The following is a 21,355-nucleotide window of genomic DNA, read 5'->3' on the forward strand; positions in this document are numbered from 1 at the left end:
CCTTAGGAACGAATGAGCAATATAGGGCAGGGTGCACCGGCAGCCAGCTCCAGAGCGTGCGGAGGCCGCACGATAAGTCCGTCGGATCGCGAAAATATCTTCATCATCGACGAATCCTGCTTTCCGAAAGCCTTGGCAACAAGATTTCCCGCCGCGTCACGCGTCACGCTCGCGCGAACATAGTCCTGCCGCTGGTCGTTCGCCTTGATAGGCTCCGCTGTGACACCCATGACCTCGCGGTTCCTCTCGCTGAGATGCGCGAGCTTTCGCAGCAGCGGCTCGAGGAAGAGGAGACTGGTCACAAGGCTTGCGACCGGGTTGCCGGGCAGGCCCAGCACATGCATGCCGTCGAGCGAACCGACCATCAGCGGTTTGCCGGGACGCATCGCGATCCGCCAGAAATCGAGTTCCATACCGGCGGCCTTCAGCGTCGACTGGACGAGGTCGTGATCGCCGACAGAAGCTCCACCGAGCGTGACCAGCACGTCGGCCTTTTCGAGCTGCGCCCGTGCGACAGCTGCAGCGATATCCGCCTGGTTGTCCTTGACGATGCCAAGGTCGAGAACCTCACCGCCGCTGGACCGCACCAGTGCGGCGACGCCGAACGTGTTGGAGGCAATGATCTGCGCGGTCGCCGGCGCACCGCCAGGAACTACAAGCTCGTCACCGGTCGCAAGGATCGCGACCCTTGGTCGCCGATAGATCCCAAGCGTCGGATGGTTCATCGCGGCGGCGACGGTTAGATGCGCGAAGTCGAGCACTGTGCCGCTCTTGAGGACGATCTCGCCCTCTGCAAAATCCTGGCCGCGGGGCCGCACATGCCGTCCTTCGACGACGGCAAATGCAGTGCGGATCCGGTCGTCCGCGATTCGCTCGGCATCTTCCTGGATGAGGACGGAATCAGCGCCCTGCGGCAGAGGTGCACCCGTGAAGATCCGCACCGTCTCGCCCGGGCCGACAATGCCCTCGAAGGCATGGCCCGCAGACGCCGTCCCGATGACCGACAGTTCCGTGCCCACCGCAGACGCGTCCTCTGCCCGTACTGCGTAGCCATCCATGGCGGACGCGTCGAACGGTGGCTGTGTCAGCCTCGCGGCCAGATCGACAGCCAGCACGCGACCGTCGGCCTCGCCAAGCGGAACATTCACGATATCGTCGATCGGACGCGCTGCAGAGAGCAGCCGGCTCCTGGCATCCGCCACGGGGAGTAGTGCTTTCATCAGCCCTCCAGGCGGTATGTTCCGGACTTGCCGCCGGTCTTCTCGAGAAGCTGGATGCCGCCGATCTGCATGCCCTTGTCTGCGGCTTTCGCCATATCGTAGATCGTCAGGCAGGCAACGGACACCGCCGTCAGCGCTTCCATCTCGACGCCGGTCTTGCCGGTCAGCTTGGCGGTCGCCGTGACACGCAGACCGGGCAGGGCGGCGTCTTCGGTAATCTCGACCGAGACCTTGGTCAGCATCAGCGGATGGCAAAGAGGAATGAGATCGCTGGTCTTCTTCGCCGCCATGATCCCGGCGAGCCGCGCTGTTCCAATGACGTCACCCTTCTTGGCATTGCCATCCAGAATCAGCGCCAGCGTCTCGGGAAGCATCCTGACATGACCCTCGGCCGTCGCCGAGCGTACGGTTTCAGTCTTGTCGCCGACATCGACCATATGCGCTTCGCCGGCCGCATCGATATGAGTGAGTGTTGCCATTATTCGGCCGCCTGTGCGGAGAGCTCGCCGGACAGCAGCAGCCGCGTCGCCGCAGCAACGTCGTCCTGACGCATCAGGCTTTCACCGACGAGGAAGGTCTCGATATCAGCCTTCTGAAGCCGCTGGCAGTCGGCGTAGGTGAAGATGCCGCTTTCGCCGACGAGGAGTCGATCGGCTGGCACCATCGGTGCAAGTGTCTCACTGATGGCGAGATCGAGCTCGAACGTGCGCAGATTGCGGTTGTTGATCCCCACCAGCGGTGCCTCGAGCTTCAGCGCCCGCTCCATTTCAGGGGCGTCGTGCACTTCGATCAGCGCATCCATGCCAAGCTCGCCGGCGACCTCGTAGATCGCAAGCGCGTCGTCATCCGACAGCGCCGCCATGATGATCAGGATGCAGTCGGCTCCCCAGGCGCGCGCTTCGTGCACCTGGTAGGTCTCGAACATGAAATCCTTGCGCAGAACGGGCAGGGCGCAGGCAGCCTTTGCTGCGACCATGAATTCCGGCGCACCTTGAAAGCTCGGCGTATCTGTTAGAACAGACAGGCAGGCTGCACCGCCGGCCTCATAGGCTGCGGCGAGCGACGGCGGATCGAAATCTGGACGGATCAACCCTTTCGAAGGGCTCGCCTTCTTGATTTCGGCAATGAGACCAAAAATGCCGGCATCCTTCTTGGCCTGCAACGCACGCAGAAAACCGCGCGGAGCAGGCTGGTCGGCGGAACGAGCCTTTAGCTCAGTGAGCGGTACACTCGCCTCGGCCGCTGCGATTTCCTCGCGCTTATAGGCTTCGATCTTCTTGAGAATATCCGCCATTCGCTCAATCCTTCTCGTTCGATACGGCCACAAGCCGGTCAAGCGCTGCAGCGGCATTGCCGCTTTCGAGCGCGTTCGTGGCGATCGTCATGCCATCCTTCAGCGTTTCGGCCTTTCCGGCGACGACAAGCGCTGCCGCCGCGTTGCAGAGTGAAATGTCACGGTATGCATTCTTCGCCCCGCCGAGAACCGCCCGCAACGCCTTCGCATTGTGGATGCCGTCACCACCCTTGAGGTCGGCAAGCGTTGCCTGCGGCACGCCAAAATCGGCTGGGGTCAGTTCAAAGGAGCGGATACTGCCGCCCTCCAGAGCGCAGACCTGCGTCACGCCTGTCGTGGTGATCTCGTCCAGACCCTGGCCATGCACGACCCAGACAGTCTCGGAGCCGAGACCGCGCAGCACCTCTGCGATCGGCTGCAGCCATTTCGGATCGAAAACGCCGAGCAACTGACGCTTGGCGCCTGCAGGGTTCGAGAGAGGACCCAGAATGTTGAAGATCGTCCGCGTGCCCAGTTCGACGCGGCTAGGCCCCACATGGCGCATCGCCGCATGGTGCATAGACGCAAACATGAAACCGATCCCGGCCTCGCGGATACAACGGGCAATGCGGTCCGGACCGATTTCCAGGTTGACGCCGAGAGCCGACAGAGCGTCCGCCGTCCCCGATTTGGAACTCAACGCCCGGTTGCCATGCTTGGCGACGGGAACGCCCGTACCAGCCACGATGATCGATGCCAGTGTCGAGATGTTGTAGGTGCCGGCACCATCGCCACCGGTACCGACGATATCAACGGCATCGGCTGGTGCGTCGACCCGCAGCATTTTCTCGCGCATGGTCGTTACGGCGCCGGAAATTTCCGCCACCGTTTCTCCTCGTACGCGCAGCGCAATCAGAAACCCGCCGATCTGCGAGGGCGTCGCCTCGCCGGACATCAGAATGTCGAACGCCTGACGCGCCTCATCCAGCGTGAGGCTCTCCCCGGCAGCAACTTTGGCGATGAAGGGTTTCAGCTCAGGCATTCTTTGGCTCTCAAGTCGCTTAGTATTGCGCGGGCGCAGCCGACTGATTGACGGCGGCCTGGTTGATCGAAACACCGTAGGTGTTCTTGAGGCTGTTGACCATCTGATCGAGCATGTCATCGCCGGCAGAATCGGCCATGCGCTGGAGTTGCTCGTCGCCGGCAAGCGCATCGCTCGTGGCCTGATCGACCGCCGTCACCTTCAGAAGAAGGCGGCTCTCGCCGTCGGATCCGAGCGCTGTTCCAGTCACGCCGACCGGACCGGCAAAGGCTGCCGCAATCGCCTCGTTGCCGAAGATGGCGTCCTCGCCGTTGCGGCGCAGGCCGGACTTCGTTTCGATGGCGACGCCGAGATCCTCAGCGATCACTGCCAGCGTCTCGCCCTTGTCGAGGCGACCCTTGAGGTCGGCCGTGCGTGCCGAAAGCGCCTGACGCTGCTGATCAGCCGTCCAGTCGGCAACGGCCCGGTCGCGGACTTCGCTAAGCGGACGTTCCCGTTCCGGCGTGACGTTGCGGACCTCGAACCAGACGAAGCCGTCCGTGCCAACCGTCAGCGGCAGCGTATCGGCGCCGGGATCTGTGCGGAAGACGTCGGTCAAAAGCGTGGTGCCACTCGGGAGATCCGCAATGCGCTTGTCCTGCGGATCAAGACCGGATGCATTGGCCGTTACCGTGACGAGCTTGAGGTTCAGATCCTTTGCCGCGTCTTCAAGTGTCGTCCCGTTGCTGCGCAACTCCTCGAAGCGGTCATGTGCCGTGTTGAGTTCCTGCGAGGCGGCCGCGACCGCCATCTGCTGGCGCAGCTCGCCCTTGACTTCGTCGAAGGCGCGGGTGGTTTCCGGGCGAACGTTGGAGACCCGCAAAATGACGGGACCGAATGTACCTTGAACGGCTGGCGTGATGCCGCCATTCGCGCCAAGCTTGAAGGCCGCTTCTGCAATTGCCTCGTCCGGAACAGCGTCGCGGGTAAAGTCGCCGAGGCGAACGTCGGCTGCGGTTTTGCCCTGGTCCGCCATGACCTGGTCGAACGTCGTCGTTCCGGCGCGCAACTGCGTCGCCGCAGCTTCTGCCATTTCCATGTTGGGGAAGGGCAGCTGCTCGATGGTGCGCGTCTCGCTCGTCTTGAAGCTGGCGATCCGCTTGTCGTATTCGGCCCGCGCCTGCTCGTCGGTGATCGAAGACGCATCCGCGATGTCGGATGGCTGCAGCTTCACATAGGCAAACGTGCGGTATTCCGGGGCACGATAGCGGCTCTTCGCACCTTCGAACCACTGCGCCAGAATATCATCCGTCGGTGCTTTTACGGGATCGATATTGGCGTTCGACAAAAGCAGATATTCGACCGTGCGGCTTTCGTCCCGATACTGCTTCAATGCATCGATCAGAACCTGCGGCGGCTTGAACCCGTCGGAAACCGATTCGACGATCTGGCTGCGGACAGCAACCTTGCTGCGCTCCTTGATGTAATCGTCTTCGCGAAGGCCGGCATTGCGCAGGCGGGAGGTGAACAAGGCACGGTCGAACTGCCCGTTGACGCCCTGGAATGCAGGGTCTTCGCTGATCAGGATACCGAGCTTGTCTTCTGAAAGACCGAGATTCATGTCGTCGGAAAGCTGATCGAGTGCAGCGCCTGCGGCGAGCTGTGCGAACACCTCGTTCTCGACGCCGAATGCACGTGCCTGTTCCGCGGTCAGCGGTGCGCCGAACTGACGACCGATATTGGCGACCTGTCGCTGATAGGCCAGCCTGAACTCTTCAGACGAGATCTGCTGATCGCCCACCGTCAGGACGGTATTGCTGTTCGATCCGATCAGGGAGTGCGAAATGCCCCAGATGCCGAAGGATGCGGCAAGAACCAGGAGCAGGAGTTTTGCGACCCAGGAGCGGGCTGCGTTTCTGAGCGAATTGAGCATCGGCGATATTACCTATCAGTCGTAGTGCCGCCTTTCCGGCGGTTTGAGCGAATGTCTCTAGAACAATCTGCAACGGAAATGAAGGCGTTGACGCGCAAAAGCGCGCAGGCACCACCAATGTCCGCCTCACTGACTATTTCGTGAAGGTAATGGCAGGGATTATATGACCACGACAGCCGGGCCCGGTGGGCACTCTTTCCCCGCTATTGATCGAAACGACCCGTTTCGCCGAACGCTGCTCAGCGTCTCCACGGGCGAGCCGTCTCAGGCCCGGCGTCGCGTCCGCTCATTCGCCGCCAGTGTACGTTTTAGCGCGTTAGTGGTAGGTTTCGGTGGAGACGTCGTCGTCCATGATGCGAAATGCTTCGTAAAGCGCTTCGACGAGCACGTCGGTAAGGCTGTCGCCATCGCCGTCCTGCAGGAAAAGGCCAATGGCCTGTTCGGATGGCTGGCTCGTGTGTTCGGTTTCTTTAGACATTCATTGTCCCCTAACTGTCGCGATTGATTCCGACAAGGGCAGGCTAGATAATCGCGCTTGCGTGGAACTGGAGTTCTTCTGGCGCGAAGAGACGCGGCGCCGACAATCGTAAAGGTGAGCAATCACTGTTTGAGGACCATTGGCATTCATCCGAATCTTGCTCGTGTTTGTCAGCGAATAATGAAGTTGGGACGGCGAAGTTCCCTCGATTCCGAGCCGATGGGTAGCGGCTCGGTTTACATGAATCGTCCAGTTTGTATTTTGGCTTGTGAAACGACAGGACTAATTTAGAAGCCTGTTTGGCTCTGAACCGCGGTGGAATGCGGGCGGAGATGAGGGAGAAAAAGCATTTTGGATCGATCGGAAATCAACCTGGAATCCTGCGCGCAGGAGCCGATCCATATACCGGGTGCGATCCAGCCGCATGGTGCGCTGATCGTTCTGCGGCCGGCTGATCTCACGGTCCTGCAGGCAAGCCGCAATGCCGGCGCGTTTTTTGGTGCCGATCTGCGCCTCGGCGGTCCCGCGCCGGTGATCCTTGATCCACTGAATGACGACATTAGAAATTGGCATGAGTCGAGCGAAGCCGTTTTCCAGACAGATATCTCCGATGCAACACTGACGGCGCATCGATCTGGTGGACTTGTCATCCTGGAAGTCGAGCGTTCGGGAACGCAGACACTCGGCAGCCTGTTTGCGCGCCTGCGCGGTTTTGCGCAGGTTCTGTCGACGCAGGCCGATGTGGCGGGTTCGCTTGCGGCGGCCGCTCGCTTTGTTCACGACCTGACAGGGTTCGATCGCGTCCTCGTCTACAAGTTCGACGACGACTGGAACGGACACGTTGTCGCGGAAGCAGGCAATGGCAGGTTGCCATCGTATCTCGACCTGCGTTTCCCGGCGGGCGACATACCGGCACAGGCGCGTGCGCTCTACGCCGCCAATCGCTTGCGCGTCATTCCCGACGCATCCTATGAACCTGTGCCGATAGACGCTGATCGCGAACTCGGGACCACAGGCAGTCCGCTTGATCTGAGCTTCTCGCAGCTGCGCAGCGTTTCGCCGGTGCATCTCGAATACATGCACAACATGGGCACGGCCGCATCCATGTCCATGTCGATCATTATCGACGGACGCCTTTGGGGGCTTGTCGCTTGCCATAGCGCCGAGCCTCACATGGTTCCGGTCAGGGTGCGCGATGCCTGCGACTTTGTCGTCCAGTCGCTCGCCATGCGGATCGCAGCGCAAGTTCACTCCCAGGACGCCACCCGCCGCGTCGAGCTGGCGCGCATCTCCGGTGATCTTCTGCGGGCAATGACATCTGCCTCGTCCTGGAGCGAGGGATTGGAGACCTTGCCGAAGGATCTGGTCGCGCAGGTCGGTGCCTCGGGAGCCGCCATTATTGCACAGGGAGAGTGCCACAAGGTGGGGATCACCCCGACGGACGACGAAGTTCGCTCCATCGTCGGCTGGCTTTCCGGCAGAGCGGACGACGACATCTTCGCCACCACATCGCTTGCTGCGGACTTTCCATCGGCTGAAGCGTTTGCCGGCGAGGCAAGCGGCATCATCGCCATTCGTTTGTCCGAGCTTTACGAAAACTGGCTGATCTGGTTCCGGCCCGAGGTGATCCGCACGGTCCAGTGGGCTGGAGACCCGCATAAGATTGTCCAGGAAAAAGGACGTATCCATCCGCGGAAATCCTTTCAGGCCTGGAGCGAAAATGTCCGGCTCCATTCTCAGGCCTGGAGCGAAGCAGAACTTTCTGCTGCACGCGACCTTCGCAATGCGATCGTCGGGATCGTCTTGCGAAAGGCTGAAGAGCTGGGTGAACTCACCAGCGAACTGCAGCGCTCCAACAAGGAGCTTGAAGCTTTCTCCTATTCGGTGTCGCACGATCTGAGGGCGCCGTTCCGGCACATCGTCGGCTTCGCTCAGTTGCTGACAGACCGGGAAAACAGTCTCGATGAAAAATCGCGCCACTACCTTCGGACCATCTCCGATTCGGCACTGGCAGCGGGCAGGCTCGTGGATGGCCTGCTCAATTTTTCGCAGCTGGGGCGTGCCTCGATCACCCATAAGCATGTCGACATGAACAAGCTTGTCGCCGAGGTTGTGAAGAGCGTGATTCTGAACCAGGACGACCGAGCCATCTCGTGGTCGATCGAGCCGTTGCCGACCGCCTGGGGCGATGCCACGCTGTTGCGGCAGGTCTGGTTCAACATTATCGAAAACGCGGTAAAGTACAGCAGGCACCGCAACCCCGCAGAAATCCGCGTCCGGGGCTCCGTCAAAGGCGATGTGACCACCTACAGCGTCAGCGACAACGGCGTCGGGTTCGACATGGCTTATGTCGGCAAACTGTTCGGGGTCTTCCAGCGGCTCCAGCGCGCCGAAGACTTCGAGGGGACCGGTATCGGCCTTGCTCTTGTGCGCAGGATCGTCGAACGCCATAACGGAAGCATTACCGCCCATGGGGAAGTGGACAAGGGCGCAACCTTTGTCTTTGCCCTGCCAGGCCCTGAGAAGAAAGGCCGCGCCCATGCCTGAACTACGCCCGATACTGCTTGTCGAAGACAGCCCACGCGACCTGGAACTCACGCTCGCCGCGTTGGAAAAGTGCCAGCTTGCCAACGAGATTGTCGTTGCTCGCGATGGCGCCGAGGCGATCGATTATCTCTTCGGAACCGGGATTCATGAAGGTCGCCCGTCCGGCGATCCGACCGTCGTGCTGCTTGATCTGAAACTGCCCAAGATCGATGGTCTCGAAGTCCTCGAGCGTGTCAAGAAAGACGAGAGACTGCACCACATTCCGATCGTCATGCTGACGTCGTCGAGGGAAGAGCAGGATCTGGTGCGAAGCTACGAGCTCGGCGTCAACGCCTTCGTCGTGAAGCCTGTCGAGTTCAAGCAGTTCTTCAAGGCCATTCAGGATCTCGGGGTATTTTGGGCTCTCTTGAATGAACCACCTCCTGGATACCGCGCCAAAGACGGAGGCTAACAGAGTGCAGCACAATCCACGCCTACTCATGCTGGAGGACAGCCCGCTCGATGCCGAATTGATCCGCGAGCAGCTTGAACTGTTGACGAAAAAGCCGGAGATCCGTCTCGTCAGCAACCGCGGTGAATTTGTGAAAGCGCTGGAAGCGCGCGATTTCGACCTCATCCTTTCGGATTTTTCGCTGCCCGATTTCGACGGTATGGCGGCGCTGGACATGGCAAGCCGCGAGGTGCCGGAGATACCATTCATCTTTGTCTCCGGTATCCTCGGGGAGGAGGCCGCAATCGAATCGTTTCGGCGTGGCGCGACGGACTACGTTCTGAAGCAACGGTTGATACGCTTGCCCGCTGCCGTCGAGCGGGCACTGGCGGAGGCTCACGAGAAAGCCGAGCACCGGCGCGCGCAGAACCAGAAGGAACTTCTCGTCCGCGAACTCAGCCATCGGGTGAAAAATACCATGGCCATGGTCATGTCGCTCGTACGCCGGACTGCAAAGAGCAGTCACACGGTCGACGACTACGCGTCGAACCTGCTTGGCAGGCTTCGGGCGATGGCTGACGCACATGCGCTCCTGTTCGAAACGAACTGGAGCAAGGCGGAGCTTGCCGACGTCGTACGTCGAACCCTGGCACCGTATATGGAGGGCCGCGGCAACCGGTTCGTGATCGATCCCGGTCCGACCGTTCATCTCGACCCGAAGTCCGCGCTGGCGCTCAGCCTGGTCTTCAACGAACTCACGACCAATGCGGTGAAATACGGCGGGCTGTCACAGGACGGCGGTCATATCGCGATCAGCTGGGTGCGCGACGCCGTGAAGGAGGGAAAGGCAACCATGACCCTCACCTGGCAGGAGATTGGCGGCCCGACCGTCACGCCACCCGAGCAACAGGGTTTTGGTACGACGCTGGTGGAGCGGAGCATCCAGTATGAACTCCGAGGGAACGTCGAAATAGACTATGCCGAGACAGGCCTCGTCTGCCGGATCACGTTCCCGATACCGTCATTCGACTGAAGTTCGGAACTCCGGCGCGGCTGCCCCTTTAGGCGCCGCGTCGAAACTGTGTCAGAACGAACTGTGATGAGAGCCCGAGCGACTAGTTCCGGATATTCGACGAAGGCGCGTGCCGTGGCTCCTGAGTGGCCCCGAATGTCTCTTCCATCAGCGAGGAAAGCTTGTGGGCCGTCCAGGGCTTGGGAAGCAGCGGCAATCCCTTCAGCCTCGTCTTGACTTCCGGCAGCTCGGCGTAACCGGTGCAGACGATGATGGGGACAGAACGTGCCTGCAGTTCCTCGATCACCGGAAAGGACAACTCGCCGTGCAGGTTGAGATCGACAACCGCGCCGGCAAGCTCGTTGCGAGGGATGGCATCGAGCGCATCGACCAGACGTCCAAACGGTCCGACGACTTCGTGTCCACGGTCGAGGAGGTAATCCTCCATGTCCATGGCAAGAAGGAGATCATCCTCCAGCAGGAGGATTTTCGCGGATTCGGTATAGGCTGTGCTATCGGACATCATTTCACGCATGGTTAAAACAGGAAGTTGCGAAATGGCGAGCGGTACGCTTTTTTCAAGGGCAAAAAGCCCGCAAGCATTACAGACGTGATGTGTATGGAACGCTGCCACTCTTTTCGGTGCGATCGGCTGATGGCGGAAGAGGTGGGATTCGAACCCACGGTACGGTCTCCCGCACGCCGGTTTTCAAGACCGGTTCCTTAAACCACTCGGACACTCTTCCTCGCTGTCAGGCTTTATAATCGCAGAACTGCTGTCGTCAACTGGAGATGCGCTTCGATTGCTGCACTGGTACCCTAGTCTTTGGCGGGGAAGGCGGCAATCAAAGTATTAATAGAATATTACTTTAAGTATCCGTTAACCATACTGGATACAATTTTAATTACTCAACAGTTTTCGTTCGCATTTTAGCCACGAAAAAAGCAAATCTAGGCATCCATCAAAGACGGGGCCGAACGGGTCTCGCTTGGTTCATTGATCGGAACGACGAATCGATCTTCGAGGCTCAAGCGCTCGTTGTGGCAAGAAATTATGGGGCGGACAGGTTTTGCGTTTGAGTGGCGGTATTGTTTCGCTAAGTGCGAAGTGGCTTGGCATGACGGTGGTTTTCGCGGCGATGGCATCCTGTGCCACGTCAAAGCCGACGCCTGAACCTGCGCAGAAGCAGGTGCGCAGCAAGGAATACTTCTCCGAGAAGGAGTATGGCGTCAAAGCCAGTCCGCGCGTCGTCAAGGACGGACAGCCGGTACCGAAAGGCGGCGGTCGCTTTATGGTCGGACAGCCTTACCAGGTGAGGGGCAAGACCTACGTTCCCAAGGAAGATCCGCAGTATAACAAGAGTGGTCTCGCATCGTGGTATGGTTCGGCCTTCCATGGCCGTTATACCGCCAATGGCGAGGTCTATGATTCTGCCAGCCTCACGGCAGCCCATCCGACGTTTCCGCTGCCGAGCTATGCCCGCGTCACCAATGTCGAAAATGGCTCGTCGGTCATCGTCCGCGTCAACGACCGCGGCCCGTATCACGCCGGCCGCATCCTCGACGTGTCCAGCAAGACAGCCGAGCTCCTCGATATGAAGCGTTCGGGCACTGCCAAGGTCAATGTCCAGTATGTCGGCCGCGCTCGTATGGATGGTGAGGATACACCGTTCCTGATGGCGTCCTACATCCGCAAGGGCGATCGACTGCCGTCCTTCAATCCGGGTGGCGGTCAGAGTTCAAGCGGCGTGATGGTCGCGTCGAACCAGCCATTGCGTGACCAGATGCAGAGCTTCGGTTCGTCCGTACCGACGCCTGCCGCCTATCCGAGCCGTGCGCAGAGCAACGCATCCTCGAAGAGGGGCTTCCAGCAGGCCGAGCAGTATGCGGCGTCGCCGCGCCCGGTCGAGCGTTCGACGGCTGAGACGGTTCGTGCCCAAGCACCGCAGCGACAGGTCGCGGCAGTTGCGCCAAAGCCGGCACCAGTTCAGGCTCCGACCCAGAAGGCGATCGCAGCCCCGGCTCAGCAGCAGGTTGCAAGCCAGCAGCGTTACGTTCAGCCAGTCGCTCCGGCGCGGGCAGAACAGCAGATCCGCCCGGTCGCAAACCGGGCACAGCAGGCCTGGACCTCCGAAACTGCCTATGTCGAGCCGCCTAAGGGCCACAAGCAGCAGGTCATGTTCGGCAACGTCCTGCTGCAGGACTAAGCGGCCCGGCACGGCCCGACCCTGAGGCGACACGTCTGACGTCCCGATCGGCAGCGCGTTGTTCGCGCTGTCTTCCACAAAACATCCTATCTCCGAAAATTGATTCCTGTTCGCGGATCGATGCTGTAGGCATAGGTCGAAACGTTTCTGGGGGCATGATGCGACGCTTTCTGTTTTCGGCCTGCCTGTGCGTCACGGCAGCCTTTTCCGCGACACAGACCGTGTCTGCGCAGGACGCCGCACCAGCCTTCGCGACCAAGGCCAGACAGGTCTATATGGTCGAGGAAAAGACCGGCACGGTGCTGCTTTCGGCAAACGAAAACCAGTCTCTTCCTGCTGCCTCGCTCGCCAAGCTGATGACCATGGAAGTGGTGTTCAGCGCGCTCCAGCGCGGCGAGATCACGCCCGAAACCAGCTATCCCGTAACCGAGTTCGCCTGGCGCACCGGTGGCGCGCCTTCCGGCACTACGACCATGTTTGCGGCGCTAAAATCGCAGATGAAGGTCGACGACCTGATCCGGGGCGTGATCATCCAGAATGCCAACGACGCCTGCATCATTCTGGCAGAAGGACTGTCCCGCTCCGAGGCCGAATTCGCGACGCGCATGAACGCGCGCGCCAAGGATCTGGGGCTTACGCGCTCTGCATTCGGCAATTCGACGGGCCTACCGTCTGCCGAAAGCCGGACCACCACCCGTGACATGGTGGAACTCGCGCGGCACCTTCAAAAGACATATCCGCAATACTACCCGCTCTATGCCCAGCCGGACTTCACCTGGAACAAGATCTTTCAGCGCAACAAAAACCCGCTGCTTGCTCTAAATCTCGGCATAGACGGGCTTGGAGCCGGCTATGCGGAAGGCGCAGGTTTCTCGTTCGTCGCTTCGGCACAGCGCGAAGGAACGCGGCTTTTCCTCGCCATGGGGGGACTTGCCAGTGACAAGGAACGGGTGGAAGAGGCGCGCCGGGTGATGGAGTGGGGGCTCTCCTCGTTTCAGACCAAGGTGATCTTCGCGCAAGGCGAGGTGATCGGCCAGGCAAGCGTCTATGGCGGCACAAGCCGCCACGTCGATCTCGTCGCGCAGGAGCCCGTTGATCTCTACCTGCCGACCAATAGCCCCGATCGCCTTTCGGGTCAGATCGTCTACCGCTGGCCGCTGCGTGCTCCCGTCACGAAAGGACAGGAAATCGGCGTTCTCAGGATTTCGTCCGGAGAGCGGTTGGTCCGGGAAGTGCCGCTGATGACCGCCGATGCCATCGAAGACGGGACACTCTTCAACAAGGCGACGGACGCGGTTCTGGAACTGATGTTGTTCTGGCTTTGACATGTTCCGTGACGCGCCAATATGGGCTATGAACCGACCGACAGGCGCAATACGGAACTAGGTGTGACACAACAATCAGGGCTATTCGTGACATTCGAAGGCGGGGAAGGGGCGGGGAAATCTACCCAGATCCGCAGGCTTGCCGATCTCCTGCGAAGGCGTGGTTACGACGTTCTGATGACGCGCGAGCCGGGCGGTTCGCCGGGCGCCGAAGCGGTTCGCCATGTCCTGCTGTCTGGCGCAGCGCAAGAGTTCGGGACAAGGCTTGAAGCCATCCTGTTTGCGGCCGCCCGCAACGATCATGTCGAGGAGGTCATCCGGCCGGCGCTCGCAAGCGGCGCGATCGTTCTATGCGACCGATTCATCGATTCCTCCCGCGTCTATCAGGGCGCCACCGGCAATCTGGAGTCCGATCTGATCGAGGCCTTGCAGCGTGTCGCGATCGACGGCGTGAAACCGGATTGTACCGTGATCCTCGATCTGCCCGCAGAAATCGGCCTTGGCCGTGCCCGCAAACGCGCGCCGGACGAAGCCCCCGACCGTTTCGAGCGGGAAGAGATCGAGACCCACGAGACCCGCCGCCAGGCTTATCTCGCGATTGCAGCCGCCGATCCCGAGCGCTGTCACGTGATCGATGCCGACCGCGATGAGGACGTGATTGCCAAGGAGATCGCAGCGCTGATCGAGCCCATGGCTTTGAGCCGCGGCGCCGATCAGGCAGGCACTTCGGGTTCATCGGAATGAGCGACCAGGATCCGCACATTCTGGACGGCGCCATTTCGCCCGCCAGAAATCCGCACCTGTTCGGCCATCGGGATGCCGAGGACTTTCTCAGTGCCAGCTACAAAACGGGCAAGGGCCATCACGCCATCCTGATCGAGGGTCCGGAAGGCATCGGCAAGGCGACACTGGCCTTCCGTTTCGCCAATCATGTCCTCTCAAATCCGGAGCCGGAAAGCGCACCTGATCACATTGCCGATCCGGATCCAGACAGCGCCGTCAGCCGCCAGATCGCCTCGGGCGCCTCGCACAATCTTCTGCATCTCTCTCGACCGGTCGACGACAAGACCGGAAAGATGAAGACGGCCATCACCGTCGATGAAGTGCGGAAAGCCGGGCACTTCTTTTCCCAGACATCCGGGACCGGAAACTGGCGCATCGTCATTATCGATGCGGCCGACGACCTCAACCGCAACGCAGCCAACGCGATCCTCAAGATCCTCGAAGAGCCGCCGCGGCGTGCGCTTTTCCTCGTCCTGTCGCATGCCCCCGGACGGCTCTTGCCGACCATCCGGTCCAGATGTCAGCCGCTCAGGCTGTCACCGCTCAGTGATGCCGATCTTGCAAGCGCGCTCGCAGCCCTCGGCAGCCCACTCGATGGCGGCAAGACCGAGGAGATGGTGCTGACTCAATCCAAGGGAAGCGTCGCGCAGGCACTCAAACTTCTGAATTACGGCGGCGCCGATATCATCTCGGCATTCGACGATGCCGTCTCTGCCGACGGACCGGCCGCGCGCAAGGCGATGCACCGGCTCGCCGACGTTCTCTCCGGCAAGGACAGCGATGTCATCTTCGGCTTCTTTCTGGAGCATCTGTCGGACCATCTCGTCAAACGGGCGAGGGAGGCCGCATTGTCAGGCGATCTCGCCACGGCGGACCGCAGGGCAAAGCTTGTGTCCGATATGACCGAGAAGTTGAAGATCGCCCAGGCCTATAACCTCGATCGCAAGCAGACGCTGATGTCCATTCTCGAGAGCGCCAGGCTCGCCTGATCGTCGATCCGGACCATGGCGGGAAGTTTGGGTTTCGCTTGTCTGCAACATGCGCTAAGAGCGGCGTGACTTAACATCTGTCCGAGTACAGCCCATGCCGAACAAGACACCTTTCTATATCACCACCGCGATCTCCTATCCGAACGGCAAGCCGCATATCGGTCACGCCTACGAACTGATCGCGACGGATGCGATGGCGCGCTTCCAGCGCCTCGACGGCAAGGATGTCTTCTTCCTGACGGGCACGGACGAGCACGGCCAGAAGATGCAGCAGACGGCCCGCAACGAAGGCATTTCGCCGGAAGCGCTAGCCGAGCGCAATACCGAACAGTTCCGGGAAATGGGCAAGCTGCTCAATGCCTCGAACGACGATTTCATCCGCACGACAGAACCGCGCCACCATCAGGCGAGCAAGGACATCTGGAACCGGATGTCCGCTGCCGGCGACATCTACAAGGATACCTATGCGGGCTGGTATTCGGTCCGCGACGAGGCCTACTATGCGGAAGACGAAACGCAGCTGCGCGACGGCACCCGCTATGGTCCGCAGGGCACGCCGGTCGAATGGGTCGAAGAGTCGAGCTACTTCTTCAAGCTGTCCGAATACGGCGACAAGCTGCTGAAGCATTACGAGGATCATCCGGACTTCATCGGCCCGGCCGAGCGCCGCAACGAAGTGATCTCCTTCGTGAAATCCGGTCTGCGCGATCTCTCCGTATCGCGCACCACGTTCGACTGGGGCATAAAGGTTCCCGACGATCCGGCACACGTCATGTATGTCTGGGTCGACGCGCTCACGAACTACCTGACCGCGACCGGCTATCTCGACGACCCGAACGGTCCGCGCGCCAAATACTGGCCGGCGGATGCGCATATCATCGGCAAGGACATTATCCGCTTCCACGCCGTCTACTGGCCAGCCTTCCTGATGTCGGCAGGCCTGCCGCTGCCCAAGCGCGTCTATGCCCACGGCTTCGTTCTGGCGAAGGGCGGCGAGAAGATGTCGAAGTCGCTCGGCAACGTGCTCGATCCGTTCGAACTGATCGGCCATTTCGGCCTCGACGCGATCCGCTATTACCTGCTGCGGGAGATCTCCTTCGGCCAGGACGGCACCTGCAGCGAGGATGCGATCGGCACGCGTATCAATGCCGATCTCGCAAACGGCATCGGCAATCTTGCCAGCCGCTCGCTGTCGATGATCGTCAAGAACTGCGATGCCAAGATCCCCGCACCCGGCGAACTCACCGACGCAGACCGGCAAATGCTGGCATCCGTCGATGCGCTCCTGCCGATCTGCCGCGACGACATGGAAAAGCAGCTGGTTCACCGTGCACTGGCGGCAATCATAGCCGTCGTGTCCGAAACCGACCGCTATTTCGCAGCCCAGGCGCCGTGGGTTCTGAAGAAAACTGATCCCGCCCGGATGGAGACGGTCCTTTACGTGGCCGCCGAAGTGGTTCGCCAGATCGCCATCCTGCTGCAGCCGTTCATGCCGGACTCGTCGTCAAAGCTTCTCGATCTGGTGGCTGCACCTGCCGGATCGCGTGATTTCGCAGCACTCGGCAAAGTTGGCCGCCTGACACCCGGCACGGTGCTGGAAGCCCCAAGCCCGGTCTTTCCGCGCTACGTTGCGCCGCAGCCGGCGGCATAGGGCAAGTCATGCTGATCGATACCCATTGCCATCTGGATTTTGCGGATTTCGACTCCGAACGCGACGAACTGATCGAGCGCGCCCACGAAGCCGGTGTCCGGCAGATGGTGACGATCTCGACACGCGTCAGGAAGCTGGACAGCCTGCTGGCCATCACGGACAAATATCCGTCGGTATTCTGCTCCGTCGGAACGCATCCCAACAATGCCAGCGAAGAGCTGGATATCCAGGCGGAAGACCTCATTCGTCTCGCCAGTTCGCATGACAAGATCGTCGCGATCGGCGAAGCGGGTCTCGATTATTTCTACGACACGCAAACGCCGGCCGACCAGAAGACCGGTTTTATCAGACACATCGAAGCTGCACGCGAGACCGGGCTGCCGCTGGTGATCCATAGCCGCAGTGCCGACGACGACATGATCGAGATCCTGACAGCTGAAAGCGGGAAGGGGGCTTTCCCCTTCATTCTGCATTGCTTTTCGGCCGGACCCGACCTCGCCCGTGCCGGCATCGAGCTTGGTGGCTATGTATCCTTCTCGGGCATCCTGACCTTCCCGAAATCCGAAGATATCCGGTCAATCGCGAAAACGCTGCCGACGGACCGACTGCTGGTCGAGACCGATGCACCTTATCTGGCGCCAAAACGCTGGCGCGGAAAGCGCAACGAACCGTCCTACGTGGTCAATACCGCAGAGGTGCTGGCCAATGTTCACGGCCTGACTTACGAAGAGATGGCTGCGATCACGACGGAAAACGCGTTCCGCTGCTTCTCCAAGATGCCGAGGCTTTGAGGTGATGGCGGCCCGGGTCGGAACGAGCACCGGATATCGGCGGCGCTTTACCGTTCTCGGCTGCGCGTCTTCGCCGGGCGTACCGCGGCTGAACGGCGACTGGGGCGATTGTGACCCGGAAAACCCGAAGAACCGGCGCACGCGCGCCTCGTTCATGGTGGAGCAGATCGCGCCGGATGGCGGCAAAACTGTTGTCGTGATCGATACCGGCCCGGACTTTCGCGAGCAGATGATCGCCGCAAGCGTCCAGCGCATCGATGCCGTCCTGTACACCCATCCACACGCCGATCATCTGCACGGCATCGACGATCTACGCGGCTATTTCATCCTCCAGAAGCACCGCATTCCGATACATGCCGATCCGTCCACGATGGACCGCATCCGCCAGGGCTTCGGCTATTGCCTGGAAACACCGGCCGGTGGCAGCTATCCGCCAATCGTCAAGCCGGTGCTGATCGAGACGATGGACGCGCCGATCGTCATCGACGGTCCGGGCGGCGCCATCCGGTTCCAGCCGCACAGGCAGGTCCACGGCGATATCCATTCGCTGGGCTTCCGGATCGGCAACGTCGCGTACTGCAGCGATGTCAGCGACTTTCCGCCGGAAACGGTGCCGAAGCTCATCGGACTTGATACGCTCATCATCGACGCGCTCCAGTACCGCACGCATCCGAGCCATCTGTCACTTGAGCAGGCACTCGACTGGATCAGCCATCTGGCGCCAAAGCGCGCGCTACTGACCCACATGCACATTCCACTGGACTACGATCGCGTCATGGCTGAAACGCCGGGCCATGTCGAACCGACCTATGACGGCTTGGCGTTCGAAGTCGATGTGACGGCGGATGATCTGCAGCTCTAAGGGAGAAGGCCAAGATCTTGCGCTTCCAGCCACATCCTGTAGTTCCATAATCTATCTTATCTGATCTTTGGATATAGCTGCAAAAAAGGTAGACTGTCACACTCCCCGCATGTGAATAGCGTGCGCGATCTGCGGCGGATCGAAGTTTCGTCCAAGGCCGGATCGTGCTTGATGACAATAGTGTCACTGGCGCATGGTCTTGACCTGAGCGAGCGCCGGATCCGCCGGATCACATCCCATACGTTTCAGTACCCAGAACATTGATCATCGAACGCAACAACTTTGCGCGCCGTCGGCATCGCGTTCAAACGGTGATCTCGACGGCGCTACCATCCGGCATCACGATGACGGCCTCGTAGAACCCGTCACCGGTCCATCTGGGTCCTGATCGCAGGCAGCCGGCAAGCCGGCAGCGTTCCGCCAAAGCATCGACTGCACTCTCGCTCCCCAGGGCAATGGCGATATGGTCCCAGCCAACGCTTTCTCCTCTGGCGTCCGTCACCCATGGCACGGACATGAGCTCGATCTGGTCCTCTGCACCGGGCAGGTTGGCGAACCTCGATGTGAACCCTACCCTGTTCTTGCTGTGGTAAGGTTCTCCCACCGTTGCGCCGAAATAGGTCTCGAAAAATCCGGCAGCGGCGTCGAGGTCGCGGGTCCAAAGTGCTGTGTGGGCGATGCGCATGGGTCGTTGAATTCCTTGTTTGACGAACATGCGAAGCTACGAAAGATGCGGACGTTGCCGCCACATGCTTCACGTCGACGGAGAACCGCCATCTAGTGCGACATGCACCTGGACATCGCACCGCGCGAAGTCTCCGCGGTCGAATTCGCCATCCTCCACGATGAGATGATCGATCATCGACGTATCCGCGACCTTGAACGGCGCGACTGTGCCGAGCTTCTCGGCCGTCGCGGCGACGACGAGAATGCTGCTCTGGTTCACCATGGTCCGCTTGAGTTCGGCCTCGCCCGGATCGAGCGCAGTGACGCCGGCGATGCTGTCCACGCCGCATACGCCGATGATGAACATGTCCGCATAGACCTGCATGGCTTCACGTATCGCCTGCGGCCCGAGGCACGCGCCCTTCGCCTGATCGTACAGACCGCCGAGAACAATGACCGTAAAGTTCGGTCGGTCTGATAGCGCCGTGGCAATCACCGGCGCGTTCGTGACGATCGTCAGCGTCTGGCTCGGATCGAGCGCGTTCGCGACCGCAAGATTGGTGGATCCGGCGTCGATGAACACGGTCTGGCCGTCTTCGACAAGCCTCGCCGCCGCCCGTGCAAGGCTCGACTTTCGATCCGTGTCCAATGCGGTTCTGGCAGCCAACGTGCCGAAATCCGGCGTCGGCAGCAGCGCGCCACCATAGACTCGACGGCAGAAACCCAGCTTGGCGAGTTCGCGCAGGTCTCTGCGAACCGTGTCTTCGGACACGTCAAACTGCGTCGCCAGTTCGCTCGCAACAACCTTGCCGCGGACGGTCAACTGCTCGCGGATGCGGTCGAGCCTCTCTTCTGTCAGCACGTGCCAGCCCCCTCATGAAAGTTTCTGCACGATCTTGCACATTCTTACGCATTCTGTAAACAGGGCACCATCAAGGACGGCGACGATCTCTTCCGAGGTCCAACGCTGTAATCCAGGAGCTATCGAGATGCCGAACGCCCAGATCCTCAAAGGACGCCCCCGCACCGGAGGCCGACACCAATGGGCCACGCGCTCCAGCTTTCTCATTGCCGGCTCGGCCATGGCGGCCTGGGCACCGCTGGTTCCTGTCGCCAAGGCTCGAATCGGCGTGGATGACGGCACGCTTGGCCTGCTGCTCCTGTGCCTTGGCCTGGGCTCTATCGTGACCATGCCAATGGTCGGCATTCTCGCGAGCCGATTCGGATGCCGGGCCGTCATCGTGGCAAGCACCCTCGCCCTCGCCGTCGTGCTCCCGCTGCTGGCAGTCGCCGATACGCTTCCCGGCATGGCGATCTCGCTGGCGCTGTTCGGGGCAAGCGTTGGCGCGGTGGACGTCGCGATCAATATTCAGGCCGTCATGGTCGAGAAGGACAGCGGCCGCAACATGATGTCCGGCTTCCATGGGCTGTTCAGCGTCGGCGGCATTGTCGGCGCGGGCGGCATGAGCCTTCTGCTTGGTGCCGGCGTTTCACCCCTGACCGCGACCTTGATGTTCAGTGCGCTGCTGCTTGGTCTGCTGGCGCAATCCTTTCGAGGCCTCCTGCCCTACGGAAACCAGGAGACCGGAGATGCGCCGTTGTTCACCATCCCGCGCGGCATCGTGGCCTTCATCGGACTGCTGTGCTTTCTGGTTTTCCTTGGCGAGGGCGCGGTGCTCGACTGGAGCGCTCTGTTCCTCATCGGCGCGCACCTTGTCGATCCAGCTCAGGCAGGCTTTGGCTACACGATGTTCGCCATCGCGATGACCGTTGGTCGGCTGACAGGCGACTGGATCGTCAAGACGCTCGGCGGCATGAAAGTCGTGGTCGGTGGCGGCACGCTCGCAGCACTGGGTTTCCTGCTTACAGTCCTGGCTCCTAACCAGCCCCTGGCGTTTGCGGGCTTCCTTCTGGTAGGGCTCGGGGCTTCCAATATCGTGCCGGTTCTGTTCACAGCAGCCGGCAAGCAGACCCAAATGCCACCCAGCCATGCGATCGCTGCCATCACGACGATGGGCTACGCCGGAATTCTCATGGGTCCGGCCGCCATCGGTTTCGTTGCCCATCACTATAGTCTGGGTGTGGCCTTCGTTCTGGTTGCTGGCGGCATGGCGTTCGTCGCGCTCACCTGGCCTTTGACCGCGCGACGGTAACGGGCTGATCCGGC

Annotated in this window: 20 protein-coding genes and 1 tRNA gene; 11 read left to right on the top strand and 10 right to left on the bottom strand. The window is 60.8% G+C overall.

Annotated elements, in window-relative coordinates; genetic code table 11:
- Window positions 1-2: 2 nt before the first annotated feature.
- The 6 genes from glp to ASF70_RS24345 all read right to left on the bottom strand — a co-directional run bounded on the left by glp (window position 3) and on the right by ASF70_RS24345 (window position 5,925).
- Window positions 3-1,220: a gephyrin-like molybdotransferase Glp gene (glp, locus tag ASF70_RS14830; RefSeq protein WP_062580702.1), complete on the bottom strand. Its 1,218-nt coding sequence runs from the start codon at window positions 1,218-1,220 to the stop codon at window positions 3-5.
- The gene (gene moaC / locus ASF70_RS14835) at window positions 1,220-1,699 is read right to left on the bottom strand and encodes a cyclic pyranopterin monophosphate synthase MoaC (protein ID WP_062456920.1); all 480 of its coding nucleotides are present in this window, start codon (window positions 1,697-1,699) and stop codon (window positions 1,220-1,222) included. Before moaC ends, glp begins: the two co-directional genes overlap by 1 nt.
- A complete protein-coding gene (trpC, locus tag ASF70_RS14840; protein WP_062580703.1) occupies window positions 1,699-2,514 on the bottom strand; it encodes an indole-3-glycerol phosphate synthase TrpC in 816 nt (271 codons plus the stop codon). The genes moaC and trpC overlap by 1 nt, the downstream gene beginning before the upstream one ends.
- Before the next feature lie 4 nt (window positions 2,515-2,518).
- A complete protein-coding gene (gene trpD / locus ASF70_RS14845) occupies window positions 2,519-3,535 on the bottom strand; it encodes an anthranilate phosphoribosyltransferase (protein ID WP_062456914.1) in 1,017 nt (338 codons plus the stop codon).
- Between the two features lie 19 nt (window positions 3,536-3,554).
- Window positions 3,555-5,447, bottom strand: coding sequence for a peptidylprolyl isomerase (locus tag ASF70_RS14850; protein ID WP_062456911.1), 1,893 nt, complete (start codon window positions 5,445-5,447; stop codon window positions 3,555-3,557).
- A 316-nt stretch (window positions 5,448-5,763) separates the two neighbouring features.
- Window positions 5,764-5,925, bottom strand: a complete 162-nt coding sequence (locus ASF70_RS24345; RefSeq protein WP_092662350.1) for a hypothetical protein — start codon at window positions 5,923-5,925, stop codon at window positions 5,764-5,766.
- Between the two features lie 351 nt (window positions 5,926-6,276).
- Here ASF70_RS24345 and ASF70_RS14855 point away from each other — a divergent pair, with 351 nt between their 5' ends.
- The 3 genes from ASF70_RS14855 to ASF70_RS14865 are packed head-to-tail and all read left to right on the top strand — an operon-like array spanning window position 6,277 to window position 9,935.
- On the top strand, window positions 6,277-8,472 hold the full coding sequence (locus tag ASF70_RS14855; RefSeq protein ID WP_062580705.1) for an ATP-binding protein: 2,196 nt from the start codon (window positions 6,277-6,279) through the stop codon (window positions 8,470-8,472).
- Window positions 8,465-8,923, top strand: coding sequence for a response regulator (locus ASF70_RS14860; RefSeq protein ID WP_062456905.1), 459 nt, complete (start codon window positions 8,465-8,467; stop codon window positions 8,921-8,923). Before ASF70_RS14855 ends, ASF70_RS14860 begins: the two co-directional genes overlap by 8 nt.
- A gap of 4 nt (window positions 8,924-8,927) precedes the next feature.
- Complete coding sequence (locus ASF70_RS14865; RefSeq protein WP_244474045.1) at window positions 8,928-9,935, top strand: HWE histidine kinase domain-containing protein; 1,008 nt, start codon at window positions 8,928-8,930, stop codon at window positions 9,933-9,935.
- An 82-nt stretch (window positions 9,936-10,017) separates the two neighbouring features.
- Here ASF70_RS14865 and ASF70_RS14870 read toward each other — a convergent pair whose 3' ends face one another.
- Window positions 10,018-10,449, bottom strand: a complete 432-nt coding sequence (locus tag ASF70_RS14870; RefSeq protein WP_200943543.1) for a response regulator — start codon at window positions 10,447-10,449, stop codon at window positions 10,018-10,020.
- A gap of 121 nt (window positions 10,450-10,570) precedes the next feature.
- Window positions 10,571-10,660 (bottom strand) — tRNA-Ser (locus tag ASF70_RS14875).
- A 372-nt stretch (window positions 10,661-11,032) separates the two neighbouring features.
- Between ASF70_RS14875 and ASF70_RS14880 the strand changes: the two genes are divergently transcribed.
- From ASF70_RS14880 to ASF70_RS14910, 7 genes are all read left to right on the top strand, one after another.
- Window positions 11,033-12,121 carry a septal ring lytic transglycosylase RlpA family protein gene (locus tag ASF70_RS14880; protein WP_062580709.1) on the top strand — a complete coding sequence of 363 codons (1,089 nt, stop codon included), beginning with the start codon at window positions 11,033-11,035 and terminating at the stop codon, window positions 12,119-12,121.
- Window positions 12,122-12,276: 155 nt separating this feature from the next.
- Window positions 12,277-13,446 (top strand): D-alanyl-D-alanine carboxypeptidase family protein, encoded by a 1,170-nt coding sequence (locus ASF70_RS14885; RefSeq protein ID WP_062580711.1) that lies wholly within the window; start codon window positions 12,277-12,279, stop codon window positions 13,444-13,446.
- Between the two features lie 63 nt (window positions 13,447-13,509).
- Window positions 13,510-14,190: a dTMP kinase gene (gene tmk / locus ASF70_RS14890; RefSeq protein WP_156461847.1), complete on the top strand. Its 681-nt coding sequence runs from the start codon at window positions 13,510-13,512 to the stop codon at window positions 14,188-14,190.
- Window positions 14,187-15,218 (top strand): DNA polymerase III subunit delta', encoded by a 1,032-nt coding sequence (locus ASF70_RS14895; RefSeq protein WP_062580715.1) that lies wholly within the window; start codon window positions 14,187-14,189, stop codon window positions 15,216-15,218. Before tmk ends, ASF70_RS14895 begins: the two co-directional genes overlap by 4 nt.
- Before the next feature lie 94 nt (window positions 15,219-15,312).
- Window positions 15,313-16,869, top strand: a complete 1,557-nt coding sequence (metG, locus tag ASF70_RS14900; protein WP_062580717.1) for a methionine--tRNA ligase — start codon at window positions 15,313-15,315, stop codon at window positions 16,867-16,869.
- Between the two features lie 8 nt (window positions 16,870-16,877).
- The gene (locus ASF70_RS14905) at window positions 16,878-17,660 is read left to right on the top strand and encodes a TatD family hydrolase (RefSeq protein ID WP_062580719.1); all 783 of its coding nucleotides are present in this window, start codon (window positions 16,878-16,880) and stop codon (window positions 17,658-17,660) included.
- 4 nt (window positions 17,661-17,664) lie between these two features.
- Window positions 17,665-18,522, top strand: coding sequence for an MBL fold metallo-hydrolase (locus ASF70_RS14910; protein ID WP_062580721.1), 858 nt, complete (start codon window positions 17,665-17,667; stop codon window positions 18,520-18,522).
- 304 nt (window positions 18,523-18,826) lie between these two features.
- Here the strand turns inward: ASF70_RS14910 and ASF70_RS14915 are convergent, their stop codons facing one another.
- Both ASF70_RS14915 and ASF70_RS14920 read right to left on the bottom strand, forming a co-directional pair.
- On the bottom strand, window positions 18,827-19,207 hold the full coding sequence (locus tag ASF70_RS14915) for a glyoxalase/bleomycin resistance/extradiol dioxygenase family protein (RefSeq protein WP_062580723.1): 381 nt from the start codon (window positions 19,205-19,207) through the stop codon (window positions 18,827-18,829).
- Window positions 19,208-19,276: 69 nt separating this feature from the next.
- Window positions 19,277-20,050 (bottom strand): DeoR/GlpR family DNA-binding transcription regulator, encoded by a 774-nt coding sequence (locus ASF70_RS14920; RefSeq protein ID WP_062580725.1) that lies wholly within the window; start codon window positions 20,048-20,050, stop codon window positions 19,277-19,279.
- 127 nt (window positions 20,051-20,177) lie between these two features.
- On the opposite strand from ASF70_RS14920, the gene ASF70_RS14925 reads away from it, so the two are divergent.
- Window positions 20,178-21,341 carry an MFS transporter gene (locus tag ASF70_RS14925; protein ID WP_062580727.1) on the top strand — a complete coding sequence of 388 codons (1,164 nt, stop codon included), beginning with the start codon at window positions 20,178-20,180 and terminating at the stop codon, window positions 21,339-21,341.
- Window positions 21,342-21,355: the final 14 nt, after the last annotated feature.

It is taken from the genome of Rhizobium sp. Leaf321 (assembly GCF_001423215.1).
Taxonomy (GTDB): Bacteria; Pseudomonadota; Alphaproteobacteria; order Rhizobiales; family Rhizobiaceae; genus Neorhizobium; species Neorhizobium soli.